Consider the following 24910-nt stretch of genomic DNA (forward strand, 5'->3'; position numbering starts at 1 on the left):
GACATAAAGTATATAATAAATGTGGTACAAGTTGTGGTCAATGTGGTTTATGTGGTCAAAAGAGAGTGCGCATTTTATATGCCACTCTCTTCTTATATATATGACCACTGATTTTTTTTGATCTGTTTTTGGCCACATTCACTCACCTTTAATATCCGCGCTTTTTTCTCTTTTATTTATAACCGACAATACTCGAATGCTTAATTTATAGTTATCATAATCAATCCTAACAGGTTTATTTAACCCCTCACTCACAACATCCTCGACCTTCTGAATAATTTTACTCGGCATACCTACAGGTAATGTGTAAACATATGTTGTGCTGCGATCATCATCGACTTGTTTTTGAAACTTTGGGTAATGTAGTTTATCTTCTCTTTTAATAGCGATTCCGCTTACTTCAAAAAAGACCTGAATCTTCCTTTTATCATCATCTTTCCGTTTGAACTTATCACTTATTAATGCGTAAGTTAATGCTGCTGTAGGAACCATTAGTAACTCCAACATAAACATTCCCCCTTAAATATCCTATAAGGATATCATTGCACTCTTTTGGAATATAACGGGACGGGCATTTTCTTATGCCTTCCCTGTTGTCCCGCCCTTCCACGTTGTATTCCTTCATAGAAACATAACTAGAACATAACGTAGAAGATATAAGAACGAGCCTGTGAGCGTTGTGTACAATGTGATGCGTGGAAGCCAATATGGAACACTCTTCCCCATTTTTTCTGCTGCCTTCATCGCTATTACTGACAGGCCTGTTGCCGTCCAAATAATTATCGCTTCTCCTGCAAGTGTCATGATTATTCCTCCTCTTCCTTTTCACGAAATGAAATACCTTTTCTTGTAAGGACGACATCATAACAATCCATTAGAATTTCCCAGTTTAAAACATCTTCTTCCTCACCGTATAGATCCTCTTCGATAACCTGTGATAAACTGAAATATCTTTTATACTCCTTGTTATTAAACACTTCATGATTTTTCATGTGATTCATAATTGATTCTGTTTCTGCTCTTGATCTTGATTCATTGTACATACCCTTTAATTCTTTTGAAGGATGTAGATATGGTGTTGTGTTCAAGTGGTTATACTGCCAACGCATGTAACCATCTCCCCTTTTGATGTCCCTAGTTCCACTTGGTATTCCTCGTGGTCTTGATATAGGTATATGACTTAGAAGGAGTTATATTGCCTGTCCATTTAAACTTTTCTAAATGTTCGTTGATTAAATTAAAGGAGGACACATTTCCATATGCGAATTGTATATAATTAAAGAGGTGATATTGTGCGATTAAAATGTAAACTTCGTGTTATTTTTGCTGAAAGAGAAATACGTCAAAAGGAATTTTCAAATCTTATTGGAATTAGTCAAACTACAATGAGCTCCCTTGTTAATAACACGACGCTCCCTAGTTTTCTTACAGCTTACAAAATTGCAAAAGAATTAAAATTGCACATGGAAGAAATTTGGATAGAGGAGGATAATGAAAATGTATAAAAAACTTATAAGTCTTTGTGTCGGAAGTACCCTATTTTTAGGTCTAACAGCTTGTGATTCTTCCAAACAAAATGAATCAAGCGAAAAAACAAACGTCAAATCTCAACAAGAAACTAAAAAAGATTTAACATCTCAGGATGAATTAAATAAGAAGATAAAGCAAGATGCTGAAAAAGTTAGTTTTGTTAAAGCAAATGGGGATCAATACGAAAAAGGAAAAAGACTTAAAGCTACGGGAACGGTAGATTTATTACTTAAATCTTCAGCGCTACCTTCTTTTGTCATAAGTACAAATGAAAATGATGGAAAAGGTATGTACACTATTCAAATTGCACAAAGTGGTGTGCAATTAAACGAAAATGAAATAACACTCAAAAGCGGATTAAAAATATCTAAAGGTTCAACAGTAACGATTTATGGCGCCTACGATGAAAAAGATAAAACAGGAATGCCTAAAATTAGTGCAACAGTAATTGAACAATAAAAAAAGATGTAGGATGTGAAAAACTTATTTTATACAATCTAACACGTTGTGAAAGATCGGGCGATATAGACAACAGCTTTCGTAGCATATTGAATAGCTGTGTTTGTGAAGAGTGACATAGCCAATTTGTTAATATATTCTATAGTTGTACTACATACAATTATATCGACACCATAAACTATATAAAAAAACATCTCCCTCAGGAAGATGTTTTTTTGCTATCCTTACTGTACACATACCTAGTTTAGCAACGTGGAAGATGTAAGAAGTGTATAATTGCATTAAGAATCTGGTCTAATATTGGTGTAGTCATGAATTTCATCCCCTTCATTACTTTTTAACATTAATATGATCTCATAATTAACATATTAAATCCACATCATGTGGATCTATTCTATATTTATCAACAAAAGACAGATTTATTAGATAAAACAGATACTTTTAGAACAGAAAAACGAATACAACAGGGAGCATTCCTCCCTTAGAAAAAAATGCTCCTTGTTGTAAATATTGGAGTACCCTGCAAAAAAACTTCCTTAGCGATAATGCATAATGGATTGAACATGAAAAACTTTTAATCCCCGTTTCTTTATGTGCGGACATTAAAAGATTAAAATTGTAGAATATCTCCCTCTCCATCGCATATGTTTAAGAGTACTATTTTTCATGCATGACTATGTATATTGCGATTGTTTTTTACAGTTGCATCTCAGTTACCTGTATACCATGTTAGTAAGTTGTAAGATACATCCAAAAAGGAGAGGATATGAATGAAAAAAAGAAAAATTGCTTTGATGGTAACGATAGGCGTAGCATTAAGTGGTTTATCTATATCTCATGCGTTCGCAAAGAATAACCCTCAAAACTTTCCATCTAATGTGATATCAGCCGAAAAATTCAATAAAAAAATCGGATCACCAGAATTTAAATCAGGTCTACTTACAGAACCTTCTTCCAAAAGTCCAGAATCAATTGTCCTAGATTACTTCAATGCAAACAAAAACGTCTATAAATTCGGAAAAGGATCTGCTGAAGCATCCTTTAAAATAATATCGCAAGAAAAAGATGAGTTTGGCAATACAATTGTTCGATTACAACAAATGTATAATGGAGTTCCCGTATTCGGTTCCACGCAAGTGGGGCATGTAAATAAACAAGGGGTATTAACAGTAGTATCAGGATCAGTTATTCCAGACTTAGATAAACAAGCCAATTTAAATGCTGTATCAAAACAAAATGAAAAGGAAATAGTATCCATAGTTCAAAAAGATTTAGGGTACACACCAACGTATACTCAGGAACCAAAAGTACAATTAGTGGTATATACACATGAAAAAACAGCTACATTTGCATATCAAGTAAGTTTACATTTCCTTTCCCCAAAACCAGGTAACTATGATTATTTTATTGAAGCGAAAACAGGTAAGATTTTGAACAAGTATAATAAAATTCAAAACCCTACCAAAATAAAAAAAGAAAAAGATAGTAATAAATCAACCACTATACAAGAAACCTCTCTATCTCCTGACTTAAAAACGATAACTGGGACAGCTACAACAGGTACTGGAATTGGTGTACTTGGGGATACGAAAGCATTGAATATGGTAAAAAACACCAACGGATATTATTTACAAGACAATACACGAGGTAACGGGATTTTCACATACAATGCCAAGAATCTTACATCATTACCTGGTTCTTTATGGGTAGAGAAAACAAATCACTATACAACAGCATCTGATAGAGCAGCGGTAGATGCCCACTTTTATGCTGGTGTCGTATATGATTATTATAAAAAAGCATTTAATCGTAATTCATATGACAATAATGGCGCAGCGCTAAAATCTACTGTACATTACGATCAAAATTATGATAATGCATTCTGGGATGGAACAGAAATGGTATATGGAGATGGAGATGGCACAATGTTTACTGCTTTATCTGGTGGAATAGATGTGATTGGTCATGAATTAACACATGCAGTGACGGAACGCACTTCAAATCTTACCTATCAGGATGAACCAGGTGCTTTAAATGAAGCAATATCAGATATTTTTGGAACATTAATCGAGTTTTCTTATAAAGGGAATAAAGGGAATTATGAAATCGGAGAAGATGTGTATACACCAAATACACCAGGTGATGCGCTACGCTCGATGAGCGATCCAACGAAATACGGTGATCCTGACAACTACGCAGATCGCTACACAGGTACAGATGATAATGGTGGAGTTCATACGAACAGTGGTATTATTAACAAAGCCGCATATCTTCTAGCAGAAGGTGGAACGAGCTACGGTGTGACAGTTCCTGGTATTGGAAAAGATAAGCTTGGAAAAATTTATTACCGTGCAAATACAACATATTTCACTGAATCTACAACATTTAGTCAAGCTCGTGCAGCACTTGTGCAAGCCGCAGCTGACTTATATGGTTCCACGTCAGCTGAAGTGAATGCTGTGATATTAGCATATGATGCAGTTGGAGTAGAATAAGAATAGATTTTGATCGTACAGCGATTAGTATAACCCCATACTCAGAAAAAATAAGTTGGAAACTATTCTTCCTATGTGCTTATGGTCGTAAAATATGATTATGTAGCATACATTAAAAAGACACTTAGACTATAATAAGAAAAGGAGCATCTCTCCTTCTTTGGAAAGATGCTCCTTTCTATGCGAACGAATTGTTGGAGTGAGATGAGTTTACTTCACATACACATAAGCTCCATTTGTAGTTACATAATATGTTTGCCCTTTGTTGTGCACTTTAAATTGTGGTGATCCACTTACATTTACCTTCGCATCAATTGTAAATCCTTCTCCTACATCTACAGAAGCAACTATGCCTATATCAGCTCGTAAAAAATCATTCATAAAAGTACATGTTATTTATCTCAAAAACGTATTTGCTAATGTTAAATGTCCATTTTTGGAAAAGCCCACACTTTTCTCTTCTATTTTGTATATCCTGTAAAAGAGATATCAATATATCTCACTATTATTTCAATAGAACAACATATCAGAAAGGATGAATGAAATTTGGACAAACAAAGTAAAAAGGAAAACTATCTACAAAAACTTTTAGGCAAACGTGCAAAAGCACAATCTGCAGATAATTCTCTTCAAAAGAAAAAGGACTTAGACGATATTCTAGAAGAACTCGTAGCAGCTTTTCCTCCTGGATGTTTCTGTCCCCCATCCCAACAAACCATCACACAAATCGAAAACGCATTGAATGATTTATTAATATGGAGCACAACTGCACCTATTAGTTCGAGTTTAAAACTGGAATTACAAGATGCAGCTAATGCGGTGATAACTCAATTAAACGCAAATCCATTTTCATGCTGTGACACCATCAAAGCATTACAAGAACTTGAAGTGGTATTAAATAAAGTGGTATCAGCATTGCCTTCAGGACAACAATTGCATTTACTAGGTCTAGCACAGCAATTACAATCACTCTTTGTTGGTTATATAGCTTGTTTGGCTTGTACACCTGGGCCGACTGGACCAACTGGGCCGACTGGACCAACTGGGCCGACTGGACCAACTGGGCCGACTGGACCAACTGGGCCGACTGGACCAACTGGGCCGACTGGACCAACTGGGCCGACTGGACCAACTGGGCCGACTGGACCAACTGGGCCGACTGGACCAACTGGGCCGACTGGACCAACTGGGCCGACTGGACCAACTGGGCCGACTGGACCAACTGGGCCGACTGGACCAACTGGGCCGACTGGACCAACTGGGCCGACTGGACCAGGAAGAGTTGCATATGTGACAAATTCAAATGATAATACGGTCTCTGTCATTGATACTACCACAAATACCGTTGTTGGTTCTCCTATCCCTGTTGGAAGTCAGCCAACGCAAATCGCGATTGCAAATACATCTAGCGGAATTTTTGCTTATGTAACAAATTTCGGTGATAATACGGTCTCTGTCATTGATACCGCTACGAATACACTGGTTGGTTCCCCTATTTCTGTTGGGACTGAACCAAATGGAATCGCAATTGCATATAAATCAAATGGGGTTTTTGCTTATGTGACAAGTTTCAATAATAATACGATATCTGTCATTGATACCGCTACGAATACACTGGTTGGTTCTTTTAATTCTGGTGGGGTTGATTCAATTGGAATTGCAATTGCATATAAATCGAATGGGGTTTTTGCTTATGTAGTACTTGATGTTGATAATGCGGTATCCGTCATTGATACTGCTACGAATACACTAGTTGGTTCTCCTATTTCTGTTGGAAATGTACCAATTGGGATAGCGATTGCAAATACTGCTAGCGGGATTTTTGCTTATGTAACAAATTTAAATGATAATACGGTGTCTGTCATTGATACCGCTACGAATACACTGGTTGGTTCCCCTATTTCTGTTGGAAGTCAGCCAACGCGAATCGCGATTGCAAATACATCTAGCGGGATTTTTGCTTATGTAACAAATTTTCATGATAATACGGTGTCTGTCATTGATACCGCTACGAATACACTGGTTGGTTCCCCTATTTCTGTTGGGACTACACCAGACGGAGTTGCAATTGCATATAAATCGAATGGGATTTTTGCTTATGTGACAAATGTAGGGGGTACTACTGTATCTGTTATTGATACGGCTACAAACGCTGTTGTTGATACAATTTCTGTTGGTAACAGGCCTTTCGGTATAGCTATTAAGTAAACCTTGTATGTACAATCCAAAATTTATAGCACTCGATCTCTAGCATATCCGGTCAGTTTATTTAAATTTTGATTTCATAAAAACATTCTACAAATCATGAGCATATGCTAAAATGTTCAGAGAATCACCAACAGTTTAATACAATTAGAGTATCTTTCACTCTAAGATGCTCTTGCTGATAATTATTTAACGACTTTTTTTGCTGATTTGAGGTTATATGATGTAATTTTTTTGCATATATATTTAACAGGTTCAAGGGAAACCAAAGGAAAAAGAGTACGCCCTGGTCAGGCATACTCTTTTTCTGCTTTTACTTCACACATACAAAGGCTTCATTTGCTGTAACATAGTATGCTGCGCCTTTGCTATTGTGTACTTTGTATTGTGGCGAGCCATCCACAATGATTTTCTCATCAACGGTAAATCCATAACCAGCATCCACAGTACCCACTACATCTTCACTACTCCAAGAAGGACGATTGCGGAAATTTAGCCCGTTTACTTTGGATTCCACTCGTTTTCCTGCTACAGAGGAGAGGTTTGTTTGACCTTCCTTTTCAAAGCGAATATATGATGGATCGTTCTTAATCCACTGATCTCCACCAAGATTCAACCAACCATCCTTTTCAGCCCCGACAACATAAGATTCTGGTTTATTTAACTGACGAATCTTAGAATAACTTGTATCTGGCCCTTTACGTAAATTGACGTTGTAACCTTCAATATAAGCAATTCCGTCTGTTACTGCTGTCGGTACTTCTGCTGGTTTAGATGGCTTCTCAGGAATAGAAACATCTACACTAGAATTATTGTATGCTCGTTGTACGTCTGCTCTAAATTGAGCTTCTGAAACGCCATGAGACTTTAAGTAATCAAGGGGGTCTTCATGATCTGTACCGCCGAGATGATGCGTTACATCTCTATGCGTCCACAATCCTTTTTCTACAGACAAACCACGATCACGAAGGATTTTAGCAAGCAACTTCACATATTTATCATAGCTGCGTTTGAATTTTGTATAGTCCGCTGTTTCGCATAACTCAACATGTACAAATCGTTTATTAGCAGCAGGACCCCCACCATAAGCAATGTATTTTGTATCAGCAATTTGGATTGTTTCGTCCCAATCGACTGCATAGTGAACAAATGCATTTCTCCATGTACGAGACTCATATTTTTGAATGTTAATAGCTGGCGCTTCTGGTGTTGCTGTAGAATGTGCTACAACACCCTCATATGCACCTACACCATAGCGGTATGGCGTTTTAGGCAATCCATCAATAAGGAGTGTCCGATTAGCAAAAGCCCCTGTCGAAAAACTTAACAGAAGCATTAGGGTCATACATAAAGAGAAAACGAGTTTGATTGATTTTTCCATATTATTTCTCACCTTTCGTTCCAAGAATTTGTTTGATTTCTGATACTTCTTTAGATAAAGAACCGAATGCTTTTGCTTGTTCTTCGATGACTTCCTGGTTCTTTTCAATCACTTGTTGATACTTATCTTCACGCTCTTTATTTTCTTGTCGTGTCGATTCTAACAATTCTTTACTCTCCTTACGCGTGGAAAATAAAAGCCAAACAAAAAGAGCGCCAAAAGCGCCCTGTGATAGCATGACATTGAAAACTTGTTCTTCCATATCTCTCATCCCCTGTCAAAATAATAAGAGGAACAGTTAATTGTCCCTCTTTTGTTATAAAAGCCGTATTTTGTTAGAAATTATTTATTAAGAGCATTAACATGGGATGGTGTTTTTTCATAATTTGCACTCATTTTTTTCAGATATTTATATGCATCTAATATGAAACTATTTTCTCTAGTTTTTGTTTGTTTAAGTTTTTTTCTTTCCTCTACATTTTGCTTATCAGGAAATGGAATAACATTCATCACACTCACCTCACCTTATTACAAGCCTATAGATTTGATGTTTATATCAGCAATTTCCGAAATTTCTCTTTCAAGATGTGATTTTGCAAACTTCATTGTCTCCTTTTTATGACGAGAATTCCAAATTTCAAATAATTCTATGATATTACTAAAACCACTAGTTGAATTTTCTTTAACTCTATAATTACATATAACCGGATACAGGAAACAAACTACTGAACAATAAGGTTTAACAATAGGTTTATAAACAATTTCTTCATCAGCTAATCCATTTAAGACAGCTGCACTGAAGAATTCTAGACTATTCAACATATCTATAGCATCATTATTGTGTGCTTTTGCAATAAACGCTTGAACTTCTTTTGTTTTATGACTTTCATCAGGAAGGAACATTGGATTAATTGGATTTATTTTAACTTCCACATCATTGTCATCAAACTCACTTACCATCTTACTAAATTTTGGTAAATAGTCTGAAGAAAACCATTTAAGATATTCTATACTTTTTTCGACAGCTGCACGTTGATTTCTGGTATTCATATCTTTTTTAACAACCTGTAACTGTTTTAATCCAATTATTACAGTTGCAAATAGGCCAATGCTAGCAAGATAGTACAGTGTTTCTAATATTGGTTTAATTGAATTTAATACGTTTGTTAATAGCTCCATTTTTAGTTCTCCTTTTTCTTATAGAATGTTATTCTAATTTTATAAGAAAAAGGATGAACCTTCCAGTTAATATATATATAAATTATTTCATTTTTTTAGTCACTTTCACTTTACTTCATGAGCTTCTATATAATATTCATACTCTGATTCCGGATGTTTTTTTAATTTTTTACTATCATTAAGGTTTACAATGTAATTGCTCGCGTCTTCTTCCTCTTTAAATATCGCTACAATCTCACTTTCCCTGTAAATTGTTTGAATAACAATATACACCATCATATACATCCCTCATTTCATTCACTGTTAACCTTCTTCATAAACATCCACTGTACCTTGAAACTATTAAATTCTTACGCTTGTCCTTCTTCAAATACAGCGATTGCCCCTTTAAATTCATCTAATGTATTGGTATATAAATACGCTTGCTTGATAAAGTTTTGAGAACCGATAAGCACACTTGGTACGAAATGATACGCTCTTTGTTCCAGGTATGGTTTTCCTGATAGAAACGCTTCTCTAGACACGTAATAATTAAGTGTGAAATTTAAACCTAGCTTTGAACCATAAATACTATCAATTCGTCCATAAGCGCCGTCAACATCTAATCCAATATCTAATTTCTTGTTTATTTTTATACCCATGAAAACACTCCTTATTTTTTAAATTGATATTTGACCATAAGCTTTCCATACACCAGGTGTTCCGCCCACGATACATTTCCACCCTTCTTCTTTTCCGGCTACAGGAGGGAATTTTTCTATTTTATCCCCTGCCTCCCATGTACCCAAAGTAGGCGGTCTATCTCGCTTTAAAAATTGTAAATTACGTAACTTATTTTTAATTGTGGTTGCATAGTGAATATGTTCACGGCGAACTTCAATATATATCGTAATACGTTTGAATCGATCGCTATCTAACACTGTTCCTGGTTTTAAGATCATTCTAAATGTTGACGCATTCGCTGAAGTAACTGCAAATTCCGTACTCCCTATATTATTCAAGAATTTTTGTTTCTTATCTTCGCTATCCCAAATAGATCCAGAAGCATATATGGAATCTGATTCATTTAGAAGATTTCCCGACTTGTCATACGCTGCGACTTCCGGTCTGAAATAACTTCCATCTGTGGTATAACCAATCCTACGAATATATTGAGTTTCAAATGTCTGATTGAAAAATTCGCGCCATGAAAGCATTTGATATCCGTTATTTTGCTTTGTTAAAGCTTCGTAGTCTGGTATTTTTTGTTCACATTGGCCATGCCGAAAAAATGTATCTTCATCTAAAGTAAAAATAGGAATACGATAGTAACTTTGCTCGATTCTACTCATTACAAAATTTTCGAAACCATCATCTTTTTCTACTACACCCGCACCTTTTGCAAATTGTGGATTCGGAACGTAGTTGTCATAAATAACATTTCCACGAGTTTTTTTGTGAAAATAAAATTTTGTTTCGCCCTCTGTTCTCACATCATTAAAGATATTTCGATTACCTGAGAAAATACGAATAACCCCATGTTCTACACAAGGTTTGTAAAAGATATTATTGTTATGTGCATATCCGGTTCCAGAAGGGTTTCCAATTTTAATTTCTTTATATCGCCCACCGTAAAAATTGCAATCGGTAATCCAAGAATCCTGATCTTCACCATACAAATCAAGTGCATCTACCTTCCCGAACGCAAAATCACTATAGGAAATAGAAGTGATCCCTTCTATTTTTGCATTCGCATAAAGTTGCGTGTAGAAATCGTACATGATGGTTATTTTTGCATTTTTTGCTCCGATAATCTTAACACCAATATCATCAGAATTAAGCGCGTTTCCTTTTATTACCCTCGCAATATACGCCTGAATTGCTTCTGTTTTCGAACTATGGCCACCAATAATAATTGCGGGTTTATGATCAACAAACGATTTGATAGTCCCTTCTAGAGAAACATCAAGAATATCACTGAAATCCACCGTGCCATAGACCGCGATTAACATATTTTTAGGAATGAAGACTCCTAGTTTGTATGTTTTTGCGAAATCTGCTGCTTTTTGAAGAGGTATAGTCTCATCGCTTCCGTCACCTTTTATGCCGAACCATGAGACGTTAATACGTCTTTCTTTCAAATCCTTTTCGATATAATCTAATCGTGTACTTAAAAGCGGAAATTTTATAGATAGTAAGGAGCTATACCTAGAATCAATTACCTCTGGGTTGCTGTTGCCAGAACCTTCAATAACTAAGTTATCAATACGTTCATTCTGTGTTTTGACTGAGCCTTCCATATATTCCGTTTGATTATTGATTGCTTCCATTGTACGCACTTTATTCTCATTTTCTTTGTTTCGAAAATCTCGACCAAACGTTGCGTTCGTTGGAGTGATATGCAATTCCAGTTTATTCAAAATCGACACACCTCCCATTTTTTTGATTAAATTCGTTTTTTAAACTGTTTTATTTCCTTCTAACACTTTCACGCGATCATCTATTTTTTGTAGTTGTTGCGTTATTGTGAGGGTACCTTGCTCCAAACTACTGATTTTTTGCACTAAAATAGACAAGTCCACTTCGGCTTGTCCTGTGTATTTTATCTGATTCAGTTTTTTCTTATCAGCTGCACTCATTAATCCGTCATTTTTTTCGGTTGCAACTCCTGGTATGACAGGAATTTCTATACCGCCGACACTAGTTTCTAACTTGCTTACAGTCTGTTTAAGAGTTCGAATATCTCCACTTTGTTCACTGACATTTCTATTAGTCGTTTCGATGGAAGCTTTTATTTCTTGTAAACCTCCAGTAGTTGTTGAAACATCTTGTCTTACTTGCTCAACAGCTTGCTTCGTTTGTATTACGGTTACCTTTGTATCACCAATTTCTTTTTTTGCGGCTTGTTGTGAAGCTTTTAAGTCAACCATTATATCTGAAGTCTTACGCCTAATTTGTCCTAGTGTATAAATTGAAGATTTATTTCCATTGGAAAAATCCTCAACTTCAACAACACGTATACGTACATCTAAATCAAACGGATCGATAATACACCATACGTAATCACCTTTGTTAATATATTGCCAACCTAATTCTTCCGCTTCTATTGCTGTTAATTGAACTGAGATATCTATACTATCATGTAACTCGCGAATAATTCTTTGTTTTAAACTATCGTAATCTGTATATCTTTCATCTCGTACAGGTTTAGCGTGTTTGATACCATAAACTTTAGCAAGTGAACTCGTATATTCGGCTGTAACAACATAAGATCCATCTTCGTTTGGCTTACCATATCCCTTTATATATGTTGCAAATGAATTCGTATCAATATCTTGAGAAGGTTCTTTAATATTGAAGTAATATCGAAATTGTTCATCTGTATATGCGCCGATTTCTTTTGTAATGGTGATTTCATTCCCTTTGACTTCAAACTCTGCACCAAACTTCTCAAGTATTTTTTTCATTAACGCCAATGAGTTATCATCACCAAAGTTTTCTACCTCGACACTTAACGGTAACTGATTGTTGTATATAACAATCCTGTATCCTGTACCTTTTAAAGCGAACTCCAGTATTTTATCTAGCCGGAAAGTTCCACTTATTTGATCGTAAATATAGTTATCCGTTAAATCTTCAAACATACGATGAATCGCCTTACAAGTTCGTACTACTGTATTACCAATCGTTCTTTCATTAAAGTTTTTAATAATGTATTCGTCATCCTCATAAATAAAGATATTTTGATTGTAAACCAACGAATATGCGTGTTCATTTGTTTCTGTTTTAATAACTTTCACATCTATCAATTTATCCCCATTTACACCGTCTTTTCTTGAAACTTCAAAATCCGTTAACATTTCTTCAGTTCCGCTAATACTTCTGATATATAAATCAGTCATAACATCACCACTTATAAATAATAAAATCGAAAATCGAACTCAATTTGAAAAGCCCCTGATATACCCGACACAATAAAGTCGTTCCATCCAGGAGCTAACCTAATAACTTTTTTATTTGTACTTGTGAATACTGTATTTCCGTTTTTAAACACCCTGACTCGATTTAATTCAACTATATCACTTGTTGCTGTTGGGATATTGAGTTTAAATACATCACCTGTCGTTCGATTTGTGATTGTCAAACCATTTGTTGCACCTTTAATCCTAATGATTAATGGTAATTGCCTTGGATCAATTTCAATATAGCCAGCGTTATAAATGCGAAATGATGAAGTTTTATGTTTGTACTGTACATCTTCTGCAATTAACCCCTGTCCTAGTTGCCATAAACCAGAATCAAAAGTGAAATCATCTAATGTTGTACCTATAGATTCACAAAAAGGGGATGCGGATTTAAATATAATGTCAAACACACCATATTGTCCGAATCCCTGTGGCTCGATTTCATAAGTATTTGCAACCCTGACTTTCCAACGCTTTCCGGGTTGTCTATTGGTAATAATATAAAATGGTTCTTGGGAAGCGAACAATTTAAAGATTTCATCACGAAACAGATAAAAATCCCAAATGTCTTTTGCATAGAAAATGATTTTAGTACGAATGTTATCTCTTGCATCGAAACTCCCACCTAAATCGATTTGTCCATGGCTTCCGTCAATTTTTTCGTATTGAGCATTGTAAAATGGGGATGGTGGAAGAAAGTTTAATACTTCCATGTCAGTATTAGTTTCAATAATAAACTCTTCCCCATTATTTTTTACAACAGTTAAAGTTTGAGGGATCACTTACTTCCCTCCTTGCATAAACAATTGAGTACTGTACTGATTGTTTTGTAACAAATCTAATGGAGACAATAATATTTCTGCCAATGTCATCCCATCAATGTTAATTTGTATTGGATTTTTCTGCGCTAACTCTCTCTGAGTATACGGCATATTTTGTCCTCTATTCGAATTATCACTGTTAGATTTATATTGAACAACATTAGAATTATCTGATATCACTTTTCTCCATCTAGAAAGATTGCTCGCATCATACATTTCAATACCTTCAGAACTAAATATTTCTTTCGGATTTACCGAATGAATTCCCTCCATAGCGCCTGATACTGTATCTTGTAACGCATCTCGTACCAGAGAATATTGGCTTTTGATACCCGAAGCAATTCCTTGCGCCATTTGAACACCAGCAAATGCCAAATTGTTAGGATGTAGCGTATTTATAAGGGACTTATGAGCATTTTCACCAAGAGTACGGCTTTCATCTTCAGCCATGTAGGACATTTTTCTTATACCAAGTGCAAAACCTTCGCTAAAAGGCTTACCACCTTGATCACGTGTTAATTTCGATGGAGAGTTTACATCTAACGTGGCTTTTAACGCTTCAAATGCGCCTCGTGCCAAACTTGCTGCTACGTTTTGCACATTCCATTTACCATTAGAAATACCGCTAGCAAATCCACTAGAAAACGCTTCACCAGGGCTTATAGAACTAACACTTTTCAGACCAGAATTACCGCTTTCCGCTACATTAGAACCACTCGATCTCGCTTGTCCCCTTGTATTTTCCATTCCTTCAGCAAACTGGCTCCCGCCTTTTTGCCCTTGCGGAGTACCGTTGATTGTATTAAAGCCTCCATGAGCCGCGTTTACAGCTTCTAAAGCACTTCCTCTTATATAACCGCTTTGATTAACAATTCCACTACCAACACCTTGTCCACCTTGATTACCAGCTGGATTTCCATTAATAGTATTAAAAGCACCATGAGCACTAGCAACTACTTGCAAAGCACTTCCCCTAATATAGCCATCTTGGCTAACTATGCCTTGTCCTAGTTCACTACCACTCTTATTACCACCGCCACCATCAGTTGTACTACCCATAATTCCTTCCACAGCTTGCTTCTTCCCTGTTGCTGCTGTTTCAGGAGCTGTATTAGTAGATATCCCATTAGCTTGAGTTTGACTTATATCAAATCCAACTTGTGTTAAATCTAACTTTGCTCCATTTTCAACTAACAATGAAATTGCCTTCGCTGCTAGTTCAGCATTGATAGAACCATTTTGCATACCTTGAACAAGCGTCTGAACATTAAATTGTCCTGCTTCCCCAAGATCAACTTGAACATTGCTTTTAATATCTAATCCCATAGTCTGTGCGACTTGTGGTAATGATAACGCTCCAATTTGCATTCCGTTAATTAAGGTTTGTATGTTATTCTGACCTTCTTGAGTAGCATCAACTTTCATACCATTCTTAACATTTTGTTGAAAGAATTGGAATACAGTATCAAACGACAACGTTCCGGTTTGAAGACCTGTAATCCACGAATCCATCGTCATCTTTCCGTAGATTCCTAGATCGATAGTGGTATCACCTTGCATATTTTTATTTAAAAACTCTCTCACTTGACTGGTATCCTTTGTTTTAATACCATCAATCCATTTTTGCATGGATTCAATACCACTTTGTGAAAGATCTACTTTATAAACATCTTTCAATTTATTTGCATTCGCGGTTGCTACAGCTGAAGAATCTAATTCGCCTTTTTGAAGTTTCTGTAAGAAGGTATCGATCGTAAATTGCCCAGCTGGTCCTAAATCAATTTTCATTTTACCGTCAATTTCTGTTGCCATTGATTCCGCTAACAATCTAGACGACTCTGTACCTTTTTGAAGCTCAGAAAGATACATCCCTATGCTTTCAATCTTTGATTTTCCATATTGCAATTCATATCGAAGTAATTTATCTTGGTAATCTTTTTCTGCTTTTTCTTGATCACTTCTAAATCGTTGTTCTAAGTCAGCAGATTTTTCCCGGTATCCATACGCGGCTTTGAATCGTTCGCCCCATCCTTTGTCCTCCGCTTCAATTCTTTTAGCTTGTGATGCTAAGGTCTCTGCATCCTCCGATTTTAAATGTTGCTGTAACACTTTAAATCCATCGTTCCTGATTCCTTGTAGATCATTAACATGTTTTGATTCGTAAAGTGCAATAGCATCTAATGTAGCTTTTCTTTCCTCTGGTTTAATTTCACCAAGTTTAAAAGCCTTCTCTACATTTTCACGCCAACCTTTAGTTTGTTTTTCTAAAGATTTAACACCATCATCATATACTTTTATGATGCTTTCGAAACGCTTTTTACCAGCATCTAAAGATAACATTCCACCTGATTCAATTTCTTTTGAAATAGATGCTATTTCTTTAGATTTTGTATAAAACTGTTGGACATTCTTATCAGCAACCTGTAGAGCTTGATCAAACTTCTGAGCAAAATCTTTCGGCATTTTCATGGTATCTCCCTGATACCTTTTAATCCCCTCTTCTAAAATCTTCTCTGCTTGTGTAGCGACTTCGATTTCTTTATTTATAGATTCAATTACATTATTCTTAACCTGCTCTAAAGTTTCTTTCGCACTTTCAGGTACTGTTCCCATCAACTGACTAAACATCTTATTAAACTCACTTTTCTTTCCTTCTAACTCTTTGATGACTTCATTCGTCATTCTTTGAAAAGCTTTAATGGTTTCGTCAGCTGCTTTATTTGCTTCTTCACCTGTTTTAAGTTTCAAATCCATCATATTATTAATAGCTTTATCTTTTAAATCGACATAAGCACCAGCTGCTTTGCTTGTAGCATCACTTACATTCTGACCAAACTTAGCCATATTTGTTTGAGCTTGATTTGATTTTTCATTTAGATCAACTATTGCTATGCCAAGCGCTCCTACAGCAAGGACTGCTCCTGTAATCGCTAGAGCAATTGGATTTGCCAACAAAGCTCCGACACCCATAGCAAGGAATCCTACAGCTGCTGTTACTCCTGCTATCCCAAAAGCTAATAAAGAACTTTTAGCAATCATTTGTTGTGTAGATTCATCTAGATTATTAAACCAATCTACGACACCTTGAACACCGGATACTACATCAACTAAAATAGGTAACAACGCATCACCAAATGACTTTTTAAGAGTATCTACAGCACCACTTAATTCTTCAATCTTTCCTTTTGTTGTATTCATCTTTGTCTCAGCAACTTCTAATGCTGTTACCTTTGACATTTCTGTATACATATTTTTCACACCATTTGAGCCCTCTTTATAAAGAATATTAGCGGCACGAATAGCATCTGATCCAAACAATGTATACATGTATGATTGTCTTTGTTCTGCGGTTAATCCTTGCATTGCCATTTGAAGAATTTCAGCTATATCAGACATTTCTTTTAGGTTTCCATTTGAATCAAAAAAGGCGTTTGTCATAATACCAGTTGAAAAAGTTAACTTCTGGAATGCTTTTTCTGCCTTTTCAGATCCAACTTTTACACCAGCTTGTTTAGCCGCATATTCTGATAACGCTCCTGTTACATCTTTAAAGGAAGTTGAAGTTGGTTTAATCCCTTTTTCTCCGAGAAACTGCATTGCTTTTCCAGTATCAATTGTGATTAATCCTAATTCACTAAACATATCGTAAGCTTCATTAGATTTTGGTATTAAGTTTGCTAACATGGTTTTCAAAGAAGTACCTGCATCTGATCCTTTTAAACCATTCTGTGCAAATAAAGCTAATGCTGTTGTTGTATCTTTAAAACTAAGTCCCACACCAGCTGCAACCGCCGAAACCATTGATAACCCAAACTTCATTTCTCCAACACTAGTTGCTGAAGCATTTGCTGCACCAGCTAATAGATCAGCTGCTTGGGCTACTGATAAGTTATCATCCTTAAATGCATTTAGAGCTGTAGAAGCAATTTCTGCTGCATCCCCCAATTCTAATTCCCCAGCTGTCGCTAAGTTCAAGGCACCTTCTAAACCACCATTAATAATGTCCGTTAGGCTTACCCCTGCTTTAATTAGCTCTTCAATACCTTGCCCTGCTTCCACAGATGAGTATTTTGTTTTTTCGCCCATCTGTACAGCAAGTTCGCTAATTTTCTTCATTTCATCGCCAGTTGCACCAGAAACTGCTTGAATATCAGCCATCTTCTGTTCAAAGTTCATTGATTCTTTCACAGCCATCGCAAGTCCAGCACCAATAATCCCAGTCATGGCTGCAAAAGTAGTCCCCACTTGTCCGCCAACATCCTGCATTTTATTGCCTGTATCACGCATTCTTTCTCCAGTACGGTGAAGACGATTCTGTTGCTCGGCTAATTCACGGTTCGTTTCTCTTATTTCATTTTGAATCCGCTCTTGAGCTGTTTCAGCACGATTCATAGCAATCGTATTGTTATCGATTTGCGTATTTAATCGTTGAAGCGCTTGACCGTTTGACGTATATTCAGCTTGAAGTTGTTTTAATTCTTGCTTTAATTGTTTGGCTTCCTGGGAGTTACGACCGAAATTTTGTACAGCCTGATTATACTGCGTTTCAAGACGTTCCATCGATGCCGCTAATGTTAAATTTGAAGCTTGTAATTGCTCTTGTTTTTGTTTTGCTTGTTCAATTTTTTGACGATAATGCTCTACTTTTTGTCCCTGCAAAGTGAATTTTTCATTTAAATGCGTTAATTTATTTTGTAACTGCTCTACGGAACTTCCAAGTAACCTAGCCCGTTCGCTTGTTAAATTAAACTCGGAATCTAGTAATCGCAAACCACGATTAATCCCCGCAACACCATTTTCAAAACGTTGTGTATCAAGCGTGACCCGAGCTCCAATCTCCATATCTCCAGCCATTTATCTCACCTACCTTTATAACCAATCCGGGGCCTGATTTGCTGTTCGAACTACTTGTCTATCATCTTGATTTTTCTTATAAGCTAAAGTTTTAAAGAAAAGCACTAAATCCATTTGATTTATATCTGCTTGAGATATACCAGCATCTTGAAGCATGCTATAAATACCAAGCATCATTTCTGTTGGTTTGAATGGTTCCTTTTGTTTCTCACTCTCTTTTTTTTTGGTGAATTCGTCTTCGAATCAATAGCACTAATAATAGCGACCGCTTCCGCAATACGCCCTACAATTGCTAGACAAATAGAATAAATAGTTGATGTTAAAAACCAAGCGTGTATACCATCAAGGAAATCCTCTACGGTAAAACGGTTACCAAATACTTTGACGATAAATTGAGTAGCTTCTTTTAATAAATCGAATGGAACAGTTTCAGCACTTAATTTTTCTGTCCACTCTGCCGCTGCAAATGCATCAGTGGCTGAAAGAAAATTAGGTAGAAAGAACGTTTTTTTACCCGCGGATAAATTTAAAATTAATTTAAACGTTTCTGTTTTTTGTGTTTCTTGCATATTTTAATCTCCTTTCATAAATAAAAGGCACAGCATTTAGCTGTACCTTCTCTATGTTTTTATTTAGATGGTGCTGCTTCCGTTGGTGGTGCTGGAACTGTTTTAAACCAACTTGATGCAACCGCTGTATCGTAACCAATTTCTTCTTCATCTAGACGATGTCTCCAATTACCATCAGATCGTTGGATTGCTTTACACTTAATTTTTGCTGATTGGAAAGTTGGCTTATCCTCCGCTGTCTTATGCTCATCTTCTGGAATTTCGAATTTTGTTTTATAGTAGCAATAAAAACGATTTTTTCCATTATCTTTCGGTAAACGATATAATAATGCCACATATGGAGCGACATCATTTACGTTATCAATTACCTGCCCTTTAATTAGTTTCTTCCCTAACAACTCTGCGTAAGTAGTTAATGAAATATCTGCTGTTTCCAATTCAATTTCTACCCCACCAAACGCACTTGCTGTTGCTAGCGGTCCACCTTCCGCGTAGAACGTAACAGATTCATTTTTAGGAGAAGCTTTACCACTTACCGCATCTCCAATTTTTTTAGGTGTAGCATACGTAAACTTACCATCTGCTGCCTCTGTTAAAATTGCATAATGTAAATCCCTAAAATCGACTGCAATTGCCATACTTATTTTCCCCCTATACTTTTAATTCCGTACGAAACCTCATACCATAATGATATATTTTCGTATCAGATTCATATAAATTTGCTGTTGTAATACGCTTAAAGCCTATATTTTTCATAGAAGTGTTTACTGCTTCTTTTAGATCAGCCTTAACAGGCATAAAAGACCAAATATCAACTTGAAATAAAATAGTGCTGGTAGATTCCGCTCCTTCAGCGTATCTTCCAGCACTATTATCTAATTCAGAATAAGTGATCCATGTTTTGCCGTTGTCATCGCCACGAATCATGTTATAAATGTATTCTCCACCCAGCTTTTCCACAATAAAAGGAGTCGTAAGAGCACGTAACACATCTTTTTCTAGAAATCTCATACGATATGCAACGCCGCTACAAAGACATTTCTCATTTCATGAATTGCCTTTACTTCTGTATGGGTTACTGTTTTTTCTATAAATCCTTTATGCGGTGGATGTGGCATTTTACTGGTTCCCCAGTTTTGAAATTTCATATAAAAGTGTGGGGAATTATCATCTTTTTCCCATCCTACACTAATTGATTTGACTCCATTTCGAGTCTTCACTTTACCAACAAGAACTTCATTTTTTGCATGTTTCCCTGTTCGCCAAGATTCTTTGGGTGAAGGCGGTTTAGGAGATGCACTGACTGGACTTTCTACCTCTAATGCATCTTTCACTACTCCAGCGCCCTTTTTTAACGCTGCGTTTTCAATGGTTTTTACGTTTCTTCCTAACGCTTCGAAACGCTGAATAGCTTCCTGGATTCCAAAGGTCGTTACTTCTGCCATATGGACCGCTCCTCACACACTAAACAGATTTCTTTATGTTCTTCATCAACATCTACAACAGCTTTGATTTCAAAGAGCCTTCCAGCATATAGGACTTGCATTTTCGAATCGATTCCCCTGCGAAATCGCATAAAAAAATTCACTGTTCGTACCGCATTTTCGGTATTTCCAGCGAATATTTCATAGTTAAATCCCTTTCCAAATGGTGTTTTTGCTCTTGCCCAAACAGTGACAAGATCTTTCCATTCTGACGGAACTGGATTCCCATCTTCATCTTTTTTATTTGTTGTTTCTTGTTGAATTGTTATTCGTTTATTTAATTTACTTGGGTTCATGATTATCACCGGTATTATAGTCCCTTAATTGGAGTATAGTAGTTTCTAATGACTGTTTTAATGCAGGGACATTTAATGATTTATCTTGATTCTCATAGTTTAATAAAACATGTGTTATTACCGCAATCTTATATAGTGCCTTTTCACTTTCAGGAACACCAGCTCCTAATAAGGATTCTTTTGCTCCATCTATTAGAAGTTGAATATCTGTATCCTCTTCATCTCCATCGATTTTCATTTTTCTTTTTAATAGCTCTAACATATAATCACCTATGATCCTGAAGTATTGGTTTTCGCTGATAATTCAACGCTTAAAGGAGAATTTAATCCGTTATTTCCAACTACTTTCACTTGATAAGAATATGTTGTATCACCAGTTAATCCTGTGTCTTTATAGGTCGCCGTTACTGATGTCCCTACTTGTTTTCCATTGCGAAGTATTTGATATTCTTTAATGCCCCCATCGTACACAACAGGAGACCAACTAATGTTGGCCGTTGTTACTGTTGTAGAATCAACTTTTAATCCTGTTGGCGCTTGGGGTGGATTAGGGTGTAACTTTGACTTCTGCAATGCGGAATGCTGATTTCAGTTTAATTTTATGGTCAAACCAAGCTGTTAAAACAAATAGTTCAATGCCTGTTTTCACATCTTTATCGCGATCATAAATCATATTAGGATCATAGTTGAAGTGAGAATATCTGAAATCACCAACAACAGGATTTACCGCCGAATCACAAAATTTAACTGGCTTTCCTAAAACTTGCTCTGGTTGCGCATTATATAACGTAGCGCTACCATTAGCCAGCGTTTTAATGATTGCCATGTAGTCCGCATAACGCATTTCAATTGTTGCATTTTCACGGAAATCCTCATGCAAGTCTGCAACTGCTGCTGTAATAGCTTCATATAAATTCTGACCATTAACAGATTTAATGCCAGCTTTATAGAATGACATAGACTCTTCCCCAGCTTTAGGTGTTGTAGCAAATGCTACTTTCTTCTCTTTTGCTGCTAAACCACTTTCTAACGCTTGATCTACAGTTTGTACTAAGTTTGTATCAGTTGCTGCTAAAACAGTCTCTGAAATAGGCACAAACACCTTAAATTTATTACGTCCGAAAGTTACAACATCACCTTCTGCTTTCAATTCCTTTGCTGTTGCTGTATCAGCAATAAAATCATCATCATCTAATGTAAAAGTAACCTTAGGAATTTCAAGGTTTGTTACACTGGTAAATGTAGATACATCTCTTAACGGGTTTTTGACAAATGGTTCATGCAATAATTCATTTGTCATTGTAGTTGGAAGAATCTTTTCACCACCTGTTGAATTTTTATCACCAAGAGCTGCTCGTGCTTCTTGTGACAAGGTACCTCCACGAATTGTAGCTCGAACCAATTCTGCTTTCGCTGCAACTACCTTTTGTTTTGGATCTTCAATAGATTGCAAACCAGTTCGATTTTGAAATTGTGCTTTTTGTTCAGCTTCCATCGTGTCATGTTGTTCTTTAATTACATTAAAACGCATTTGAAGATCTTGCTTGGATTGTTGTAAGGCTTTAAGACTTTCCATAGTTGTAGATGGATCAATCGCATTCTGCGAAAGCTCACTCTCTACTTTTTGTAGCTGTTGACCAATAGTAGATAAATTTTGTTTTAATTCAAATAATGTATTTTTTGAAAAGTATTGAAAGTTACCAAGAGATAATCGAAAATTTTTTTTCATTTTCATGAATGAATTCCTCCTAAAATTGTCTTTATATAGTCCGCGTTAGCTTTCGCTTCTTCGGCAATTTTTTGTCGTTCTAACATTTCGTTTGGTGATATATTCGCTTGCGTATTTGCTAATTGTTGTGGAACATTTTTGTATTCCTTCATCCACTTTTCATCTAGACATGCTGCGGCATTATTCGCTGAGATAATTTCATCACAAAGTCCATACTCCATAGCCTCATCAGCCGATAACCATGTCTCTGCATCTAGTAATTGTTTTAATATATCTTCATCTAACTTATCACCAGCACGAGTTAAATAGTGTTGCACCATCGATTGGTTAATACGTTCGATGTCATCCGCTGCTTTACGTAGCTGATCAGCATTTCCTGATGCATATGTCCACGCATTGTGTACCATCAACATTGAATTAGCATACATAATGATTTTGTCTGAAATCATCGGTAATACTGATGCACAAGAAGCACCTATGCCATCAATATAGGAAATAACCTTCGCTGGATGTCGTTGTAACATTGCGATCATAGCCATTGTTTCAAAAACAGATCCACCGGGACTATTGATATATAGGTTAATCGTTTCAATTCCATCACCTAGTTCATCCAATTCATTTTTGAAAGTAATAGAAGATACTTCTCCATATTCCTCCCAGGCATACTTTGTAATTTCTCCATAAATAAAAACATCGGCCGATTTACCATTGGCAGATGCTTTCATTTGAAAAAACTTATTCTGTTTGTTCTTTGCCACCGTTTTTCACCCCCTTCCGTTGAGTTGGCTCCATGTCAATTGGATATAGATCACCACTTACCCAAAGTTTCGAAGCATTACCACCAACAGGTGGCTCGTCTTCTTTTTGGCGCACATCATCTTGTGATAACCATCCACTCCTAATTGCGGCTTGATAATAAGCTGTTCTTGAAGCTGTATCACCTCTTAACAGCCCTCCAAGGTTAAATTTAAAATAATGTCCCTCTTGCCGTTCTTTTTTATTCAGCAACTTACGGTTCATTTCTTGCTCATACTGACGAACAATAGGAGTTAGAGTCATTTGAACAAACTGAATCATCAACTGTTCATTACTGCTGTAACTTTGTCCTTCTGTATCATTTAAAAATGTGACTGGAACATTAAAAACGTTAGCAACTCGTGAACGTGTAATTCGTTCTGATGCTAACGTGTCTGAAGCAAAGTATTTCCGCTCCATTTCATCTATATTTACACCTGGTTCTCTAAATAAAATACCGCCATTTTCTTGGTAAAAACGTCTAAAGTCATCAATAATCCTTTGTCTCTTATCACTATCCACGTTTGCTCCATACTCTAAAATGAAGCTATCCTTCTTCTGCATTTCTGACAAACTAAATTCTTGTACTGCCTTATCATATTCAAGAGTATTTCGTAAAACATCAATTGGGCAAATACCTTTCCATCTTGAAATACCTGTGATGTGTTTTACATGAAACATGTTCATATTGTGGATGTAGTACGTACCTTCAATCCCACGTACCTCATACCACAAATTATTATCATCCGTGTTTAAAAAAGGCGTTACATAAGCGGATTCAATAGGGATTAATGATTCCACTTGAAATCGAATATCACGAATGATAGCTGCATATCCATTTCCAGTTTCATTTCTTGAAACTTCAATTTTATTTATCCATTCAAATCCCGTCATGTTTGGATTAGGTTCATTCATCACAACATCAGACACTTGATTAACAACAGTGTCATAATCCTTATAAAGCTTTAATGGCAAAGATGCTACCGTATTAGATAATCTACTAATCACACTAAAAATCGTCTCATTTGTAGCTAGCTTTGCATTATCAATACCCCAAAACTTTCTTCCAAACCATGAAGAGAAGTCAAATCCCGCGCCTTTCCACCCGGCGGCCGCACCTTTTAGTGCTCCCCTCACACGATCTAACATTTTCAATTTCTCACCGCCTT

28 protein-coding genes and 1 pseudogene are annotated in these 24910 nt (G+C 36.2%); 4 read left to right on the forward strand and 25 right to left on the reverse strand.

Annotated elements, in window-relative coordinates:
- Window positions 1–189: 189 nt before the first annotated feature.
- The 3 genes and pseudogenes from ACP6L7_RS16150 to ACP6L7_RS16160 form a co-directional block, all read right to left on the reverse strand.
- A pseudogene (locus ACP6L7_RS16150) lies at window positions 190–507 on the reverse strand (FtsK/SpoIIIE domain-containing protein); the annotation flags it as partial.
- 114 nt (window positions 508–621) lie between these two features.
- Window positions 622–804 carry a hypothetical protein gene (locus tag ACP6L7_RS16155; RefSeq protein WP_430529308.1) on the reverse strand — a complete coding sequence of 61 codons (183 nt, stop codon included), beginning with the start codon at window positions 802–804 and terminating at the stop codon, window positions 622–624.
- A 2-nt stretch (window positions 805–806) separates the two neighbouring features.
- Window positions 807–1109, reverse strand: a complete 303-nt coding sequence (locus ACP6L7_RS16160; RefSeq protein ID WP_430529309.1) for a hypothetical protein — start codon at window positions 1107–1109, stop codon at window positions 807–809.
- A 183-nt stretch (window positions 1110–1292) separates the two neighbouring features.
- On the opposite strand from ACP6L7_RS16160, the gene ACP6L7_RS16165 reads away from it, so the two are divergent.
- The 3 genes from ACP6L7_RS16165 to ACP6L7_RS16175 all read left to right on the forward strand — a co-directional run bounded on the left by ACP6L7_RS16165 (window position 1293) and on the right by ACP6L7_RS16175 (window position 4484).
- Window positions 1293–1505, forward strand: a complete 213-nt coding sequence (locus ACP6L7_RS16165) for a helix-turn-helix transcriptional regulator (RefSeq protein ID WP_001237240.1) — start codon at window positions 1293–1295, stop codon at window positions 1503–1505.
- Entirely contained in the window at window positions 1498–1989 is a 492-nt protein-coding gene (locus ACP6L7_RS16170; RefSeq protein ID WP_430529310.1) for a hypothetical protein, read from the forward strand. Before ACP6L7_RS16165 ends, ACP6L7_RS16170 begins: the two co-directional genes overlap by 8 nt.
- 770 nt (window positions 1990–2759) lie before the next feature.
- Window positions 2760–4484: a M4 family metallopeptidase gene (locus ACP6L7_RS16175; protein ID WP_430529311.1), complete on the forward strand. Its 1725-nt coding sequence runs from the start codon at window positions 2760–2762 to the stop codon at window positions 4482–4484.
- A 210-nt stretch (window positions 4485–4694) separates the two neighbouring features.
- On the opposite strand, the gene ACP6L7_RS16180 is transcribed toward ACP6L7_RS16175, so the two are convergent.
- Entirely contained in the window at window positions 4695–4865 is a 171-nt protein-coding gene (locus tag ACP6L7_RS16180) for an N-acetylmuramoyl-L-alanine amidase (RefSeq protein ID WP_430529312.1), read from the reverse strand.
- A gap of 165 nt (window positions 4866–5030) precedes the next feature.
- Between ACP6L7_RS16180 and ACP6L7_RS16185 the strand changes: the two genes are divergently transcribed.
- The gene (locus ACP6L7_RS16185) at window positions 5031–6692 is read left to right on the forward strand and encodes a hypothetical protein (RefSeq protein WP_430529313.1); all 1662 of its coding nucleotides are present in this window, start codon (window positions 5031–5033) and stop codon (window positions 6690–6692) included.
- Between the two features lie 310 nt (window positions 6693–7002).
- Here the strand turns inward: ACP6L7_RS16185 and ACP6L7_RS16190 are convergent, their stop codons facing one another.
- The 21 genes from ACP6L7_RS16190 to ACP6L7_RS16290 all read right to left on the reverse strand — a co-directional run bounded on the left by ACP6L7_RS16190 (window position 7003) and on the right by ACP6L7_RS16290 (window position 24890).
- Complete coding sequence (locus ACP6L7_RS16190) at window positions 7003–8070, reverse strand: N-acetylmuramoyl-L-alanine amidase (RefSeq protein WP_430529314.1); 1068 nt, start codon at window positions 8068–8070, stop codon at window positions 7003–7005.
- Between the two features lies 1 nt (window position 8071).
- Window positions 8072–8332 carry a BhlA/UviB family holin-like peptide gene (locus ACP6L7_RS16195; RefSeq protein ID WP_086401138.1) on the reverse strand — a complete coding sequence of 87 codons (261 nt, stop codon included), beginning with the start codon at window positions 8330–8332 and terminating at the stop codon, window positions 8072–8074.
- Between the two features lie 80 nt (window positions 8333–8412).
- Window positions 8413–8583, reverse strand: a complete 171-nt coding sequence (locus ACP6L7_RS16200) for a hypothetical protein (protein WP_430529315.1) — start codon at window positions 8581–8583, stop codon at window positions 8413–8415.
- Between the two features lie 15 nt (window positions 8584–8598).
- Window positions 8599–9249 carry a DUF4760 domain-containing protein gene (locus tag ACP6L7_RS16205; RefSeq protein ID WP_430529316.1) on the reverse strand — a complete coding sequence of 217 codons (651 nt, stop codon included), beginning with the start codon at window positions 9247–9249 and terminating at the stop codon, window positions 8599–8601.
- A gap of 105 nt (window positions 9250–9354) precedes the next feature.
- Window positions 9355–9528 (reverse strand): hypothetical protein, encoded by a 174-nt coding sequence (locus tag ACP6L7_RS16210; protein ID WP_430529317.1) that lies wholly within the window; start codon window positions 9526–9528, stop codon window positions 9355–9357.
- Window positions 9529–9599: 71 nt separating this feature from the next.
- Window positions 9600–9890 (reverse strand): hypothetical protein, encoded by a 291-nt coding sequence (locus tag ACP6L7_RS16215; RefSeq protein ID WP_430529318.1) that lies wholly within the window; start codon window positions 9888–9890, stop codon window positions 9600–9602.
- Window positions 9891–9908: 18 nt separating this feature from the next.
- Window positions 9909–11648 carry a hypothetical protein gene (locus ACP6L7_RS16220; RefSeq protein ID WP_430529319.1) on the reverse strand — a complete coding sequence of 580 codons (1740 nt, stop codon included), beginning with the start codon at window positions 11646–11648 and terminating at the stop codon, window positions 9909–9911.
- A 39-nt stretch (window positions 11649–11687) separates the two neighbouring features.
- A complete protein-coding gene (locus tag ACP6L7_RS16225) occupies window positions 11688–13130 on the reverse strand; it encodes a phage tail protein (protein WP_430529320.1) in 1443 nt (480 codons plus the stop codon).
- Between the two features lie 11 nt (window positions 13131–13141).
- Window positions 13142–13975 (reverse strand): phage tail family protein, encoded by an 834-nt coding sequence (locus ACP6L7_RS16230; RefSeq protein ID WP_430529321.1) that lies wholly within the window; start codon window positions 13973–13975, stop codon window positions 13142–13144.
- On the reverse strand, window positions 13976–18868 hold the full coding sequence (locus ACP6L7_RS16235) for a phage tail tape measure protein (protein WP_430529243.1): 4893 nt from the start codon (window positions 18866–18868) through the stop codon (window positions 13976–13978).
- A 15-nt stretch (window positions 18869–18883) separates the two neighbouring features.
- On the reverse strand, window positions 18884–19024 hold the full coding sequence (locus ACP6L7_RS16240; protein WP_430528991.1) for a LysR family transcriptional regulator: 141 nt from the start codon (window positions 19022–19024) through the stop codon (window positions 18884–18886).
- A gap of 17 nt (window positions 19025–19041) precedes the next feature.
- On the reverse strand, window positions 19042–19437 hold the full coding sequence (gene gpG / locus ACP6L7_RS16245) for a phage tail assembly chaperone G (RefSeq protein ID WP_430528990.1): 396 nt from the start codon (window positions 19435–19437) through the stop codon (window positions 19042–19044).
- Window positions 19438–19496: 59 nt separating this feature from the next.
- Complete coding sequence (locus tag ACP6L7_RS16250; RefSeq protein ID WP_430528989.1) at window positions 19497–20075, reverse strand: major tail protein; 579 nt, start codon at window positions 20073–20075, stop codon at window positions 19497–19499.
- A 13-nt stretch (window positions 20076–20088) separates the two neighbouring features.
- Entirely contained in the window at window positions 20089–20448 is a 360-nt protein-coding gene (locus ACP6L7_RS16255; protein WP_430528988.1) for a structural protein, read from the reverse strand.
- The gene (locus ACP6L7_RS16260) at window positions 20445–20882 is read right to left on the reverse strand and encodes an HK97-gp10 family putative phage morphogenesis protein (RefSeq protein WP_430528987.1); all 438 of its coding nucleotides are present in this window, start codon (window positions 20880–20882) and stop codon (window positions 20445–20447) included. Before ACP6L7_RS16260 ends, ACP6L7_RS16255 begins: the two co-directional genes overlap by 4 nt.
- Window positions 20870–21217, reverse strand: a complete 348-nt coding sequence (locus tag ACP6L7_RS16265) for a phage head closure protein (RefSeq protein WP_430528986.1) — start codon at window positions 21215–21217, stop codon at window positions 20870–20872. The genes ACP6L7_RS16260 and ACP6L7_RS16265 overlap by 13 nt, the downstream gene beginning before the upstream one ends.
- Window positions 21204–21479: a head-tail connector protein gene (locus tag ACP6L7_RS16270; protein ID WP_430529322.1), complete on the reverse strand. Its 276-nt coding sequence runs from the start codon at window positions 21477–21479 to the stop codon at window positions 21204–21206. Before ACP6L7_RS16270 ends, ACP6L7_RS16265 begins: the two co-directional genes overlap by 14 nt.
- Before the next feature lie 8 nt (window positions 21480–21487).
- The gene (locus ACP6L7_RS16275) at window positions 21488–21790 is read right to left on the reverse strand and encodes a fibronectin type III domain-containing protein (protein ID WP_430529323.1); all 303 of its coding nucleotides are present in this window, start codon (window positions 21788–21790) and stop codon (window positions 21488–21490) included.
- Complete coding sequence (locus ACP6L7_RS16280) at window positions 21765–22952, reverse strand: phage major capsid protein (RefSeq protein WP_430529324.1); 1188 nt, start codon at window positions 22950–22952, stop codon at window positions 21765–21767. The genes ACP6L7_RS16275 and ACP6L7_RS16280 overlap by 26 nt, the downstream gene beginning before the upstream one ends.
- Window positions 22949–23704, reverse strand: a complete 756-nt coding sequence (locus ACP6L7_RS16285) for a head maturation protease, ClpP-related (protein ID WP_430529325.1) — start codon at window positions 23702–23704, stop codon at window positions 22949–22951. Before ACP6L7_RS16285 ends, ACP6L7_RS16280 begins: the two co-directional genes overlap by 4 nt.
- A complete protein-coding gene (locus ACP6L7_RS16290; RefSeq protein ID WP_430529417.1) occupies window positions 23682–24890 on the reverse strand; it encodes a phage portal protein in 1209 nt (402 codons plus the stop codon). Before ACP6L7_RS16290 ends, ACP6L7_RS16285 begins: the two co-directional genes overlap by 23 nt.
- Between the last annotated feature and the right edge of the window lie 20 nt (window positions 24891–24910).

Source organism: Bacillus silvicola (assembly GCF_050524305.1).
In the GTDB taxonomy this organism is placed as follows: domain Bacteria; phylum Bacillota; class Bacilli; order Bacillales; family Bacillaceae_G; genus Bacillus_A; species Bacillus_A cereus_AT.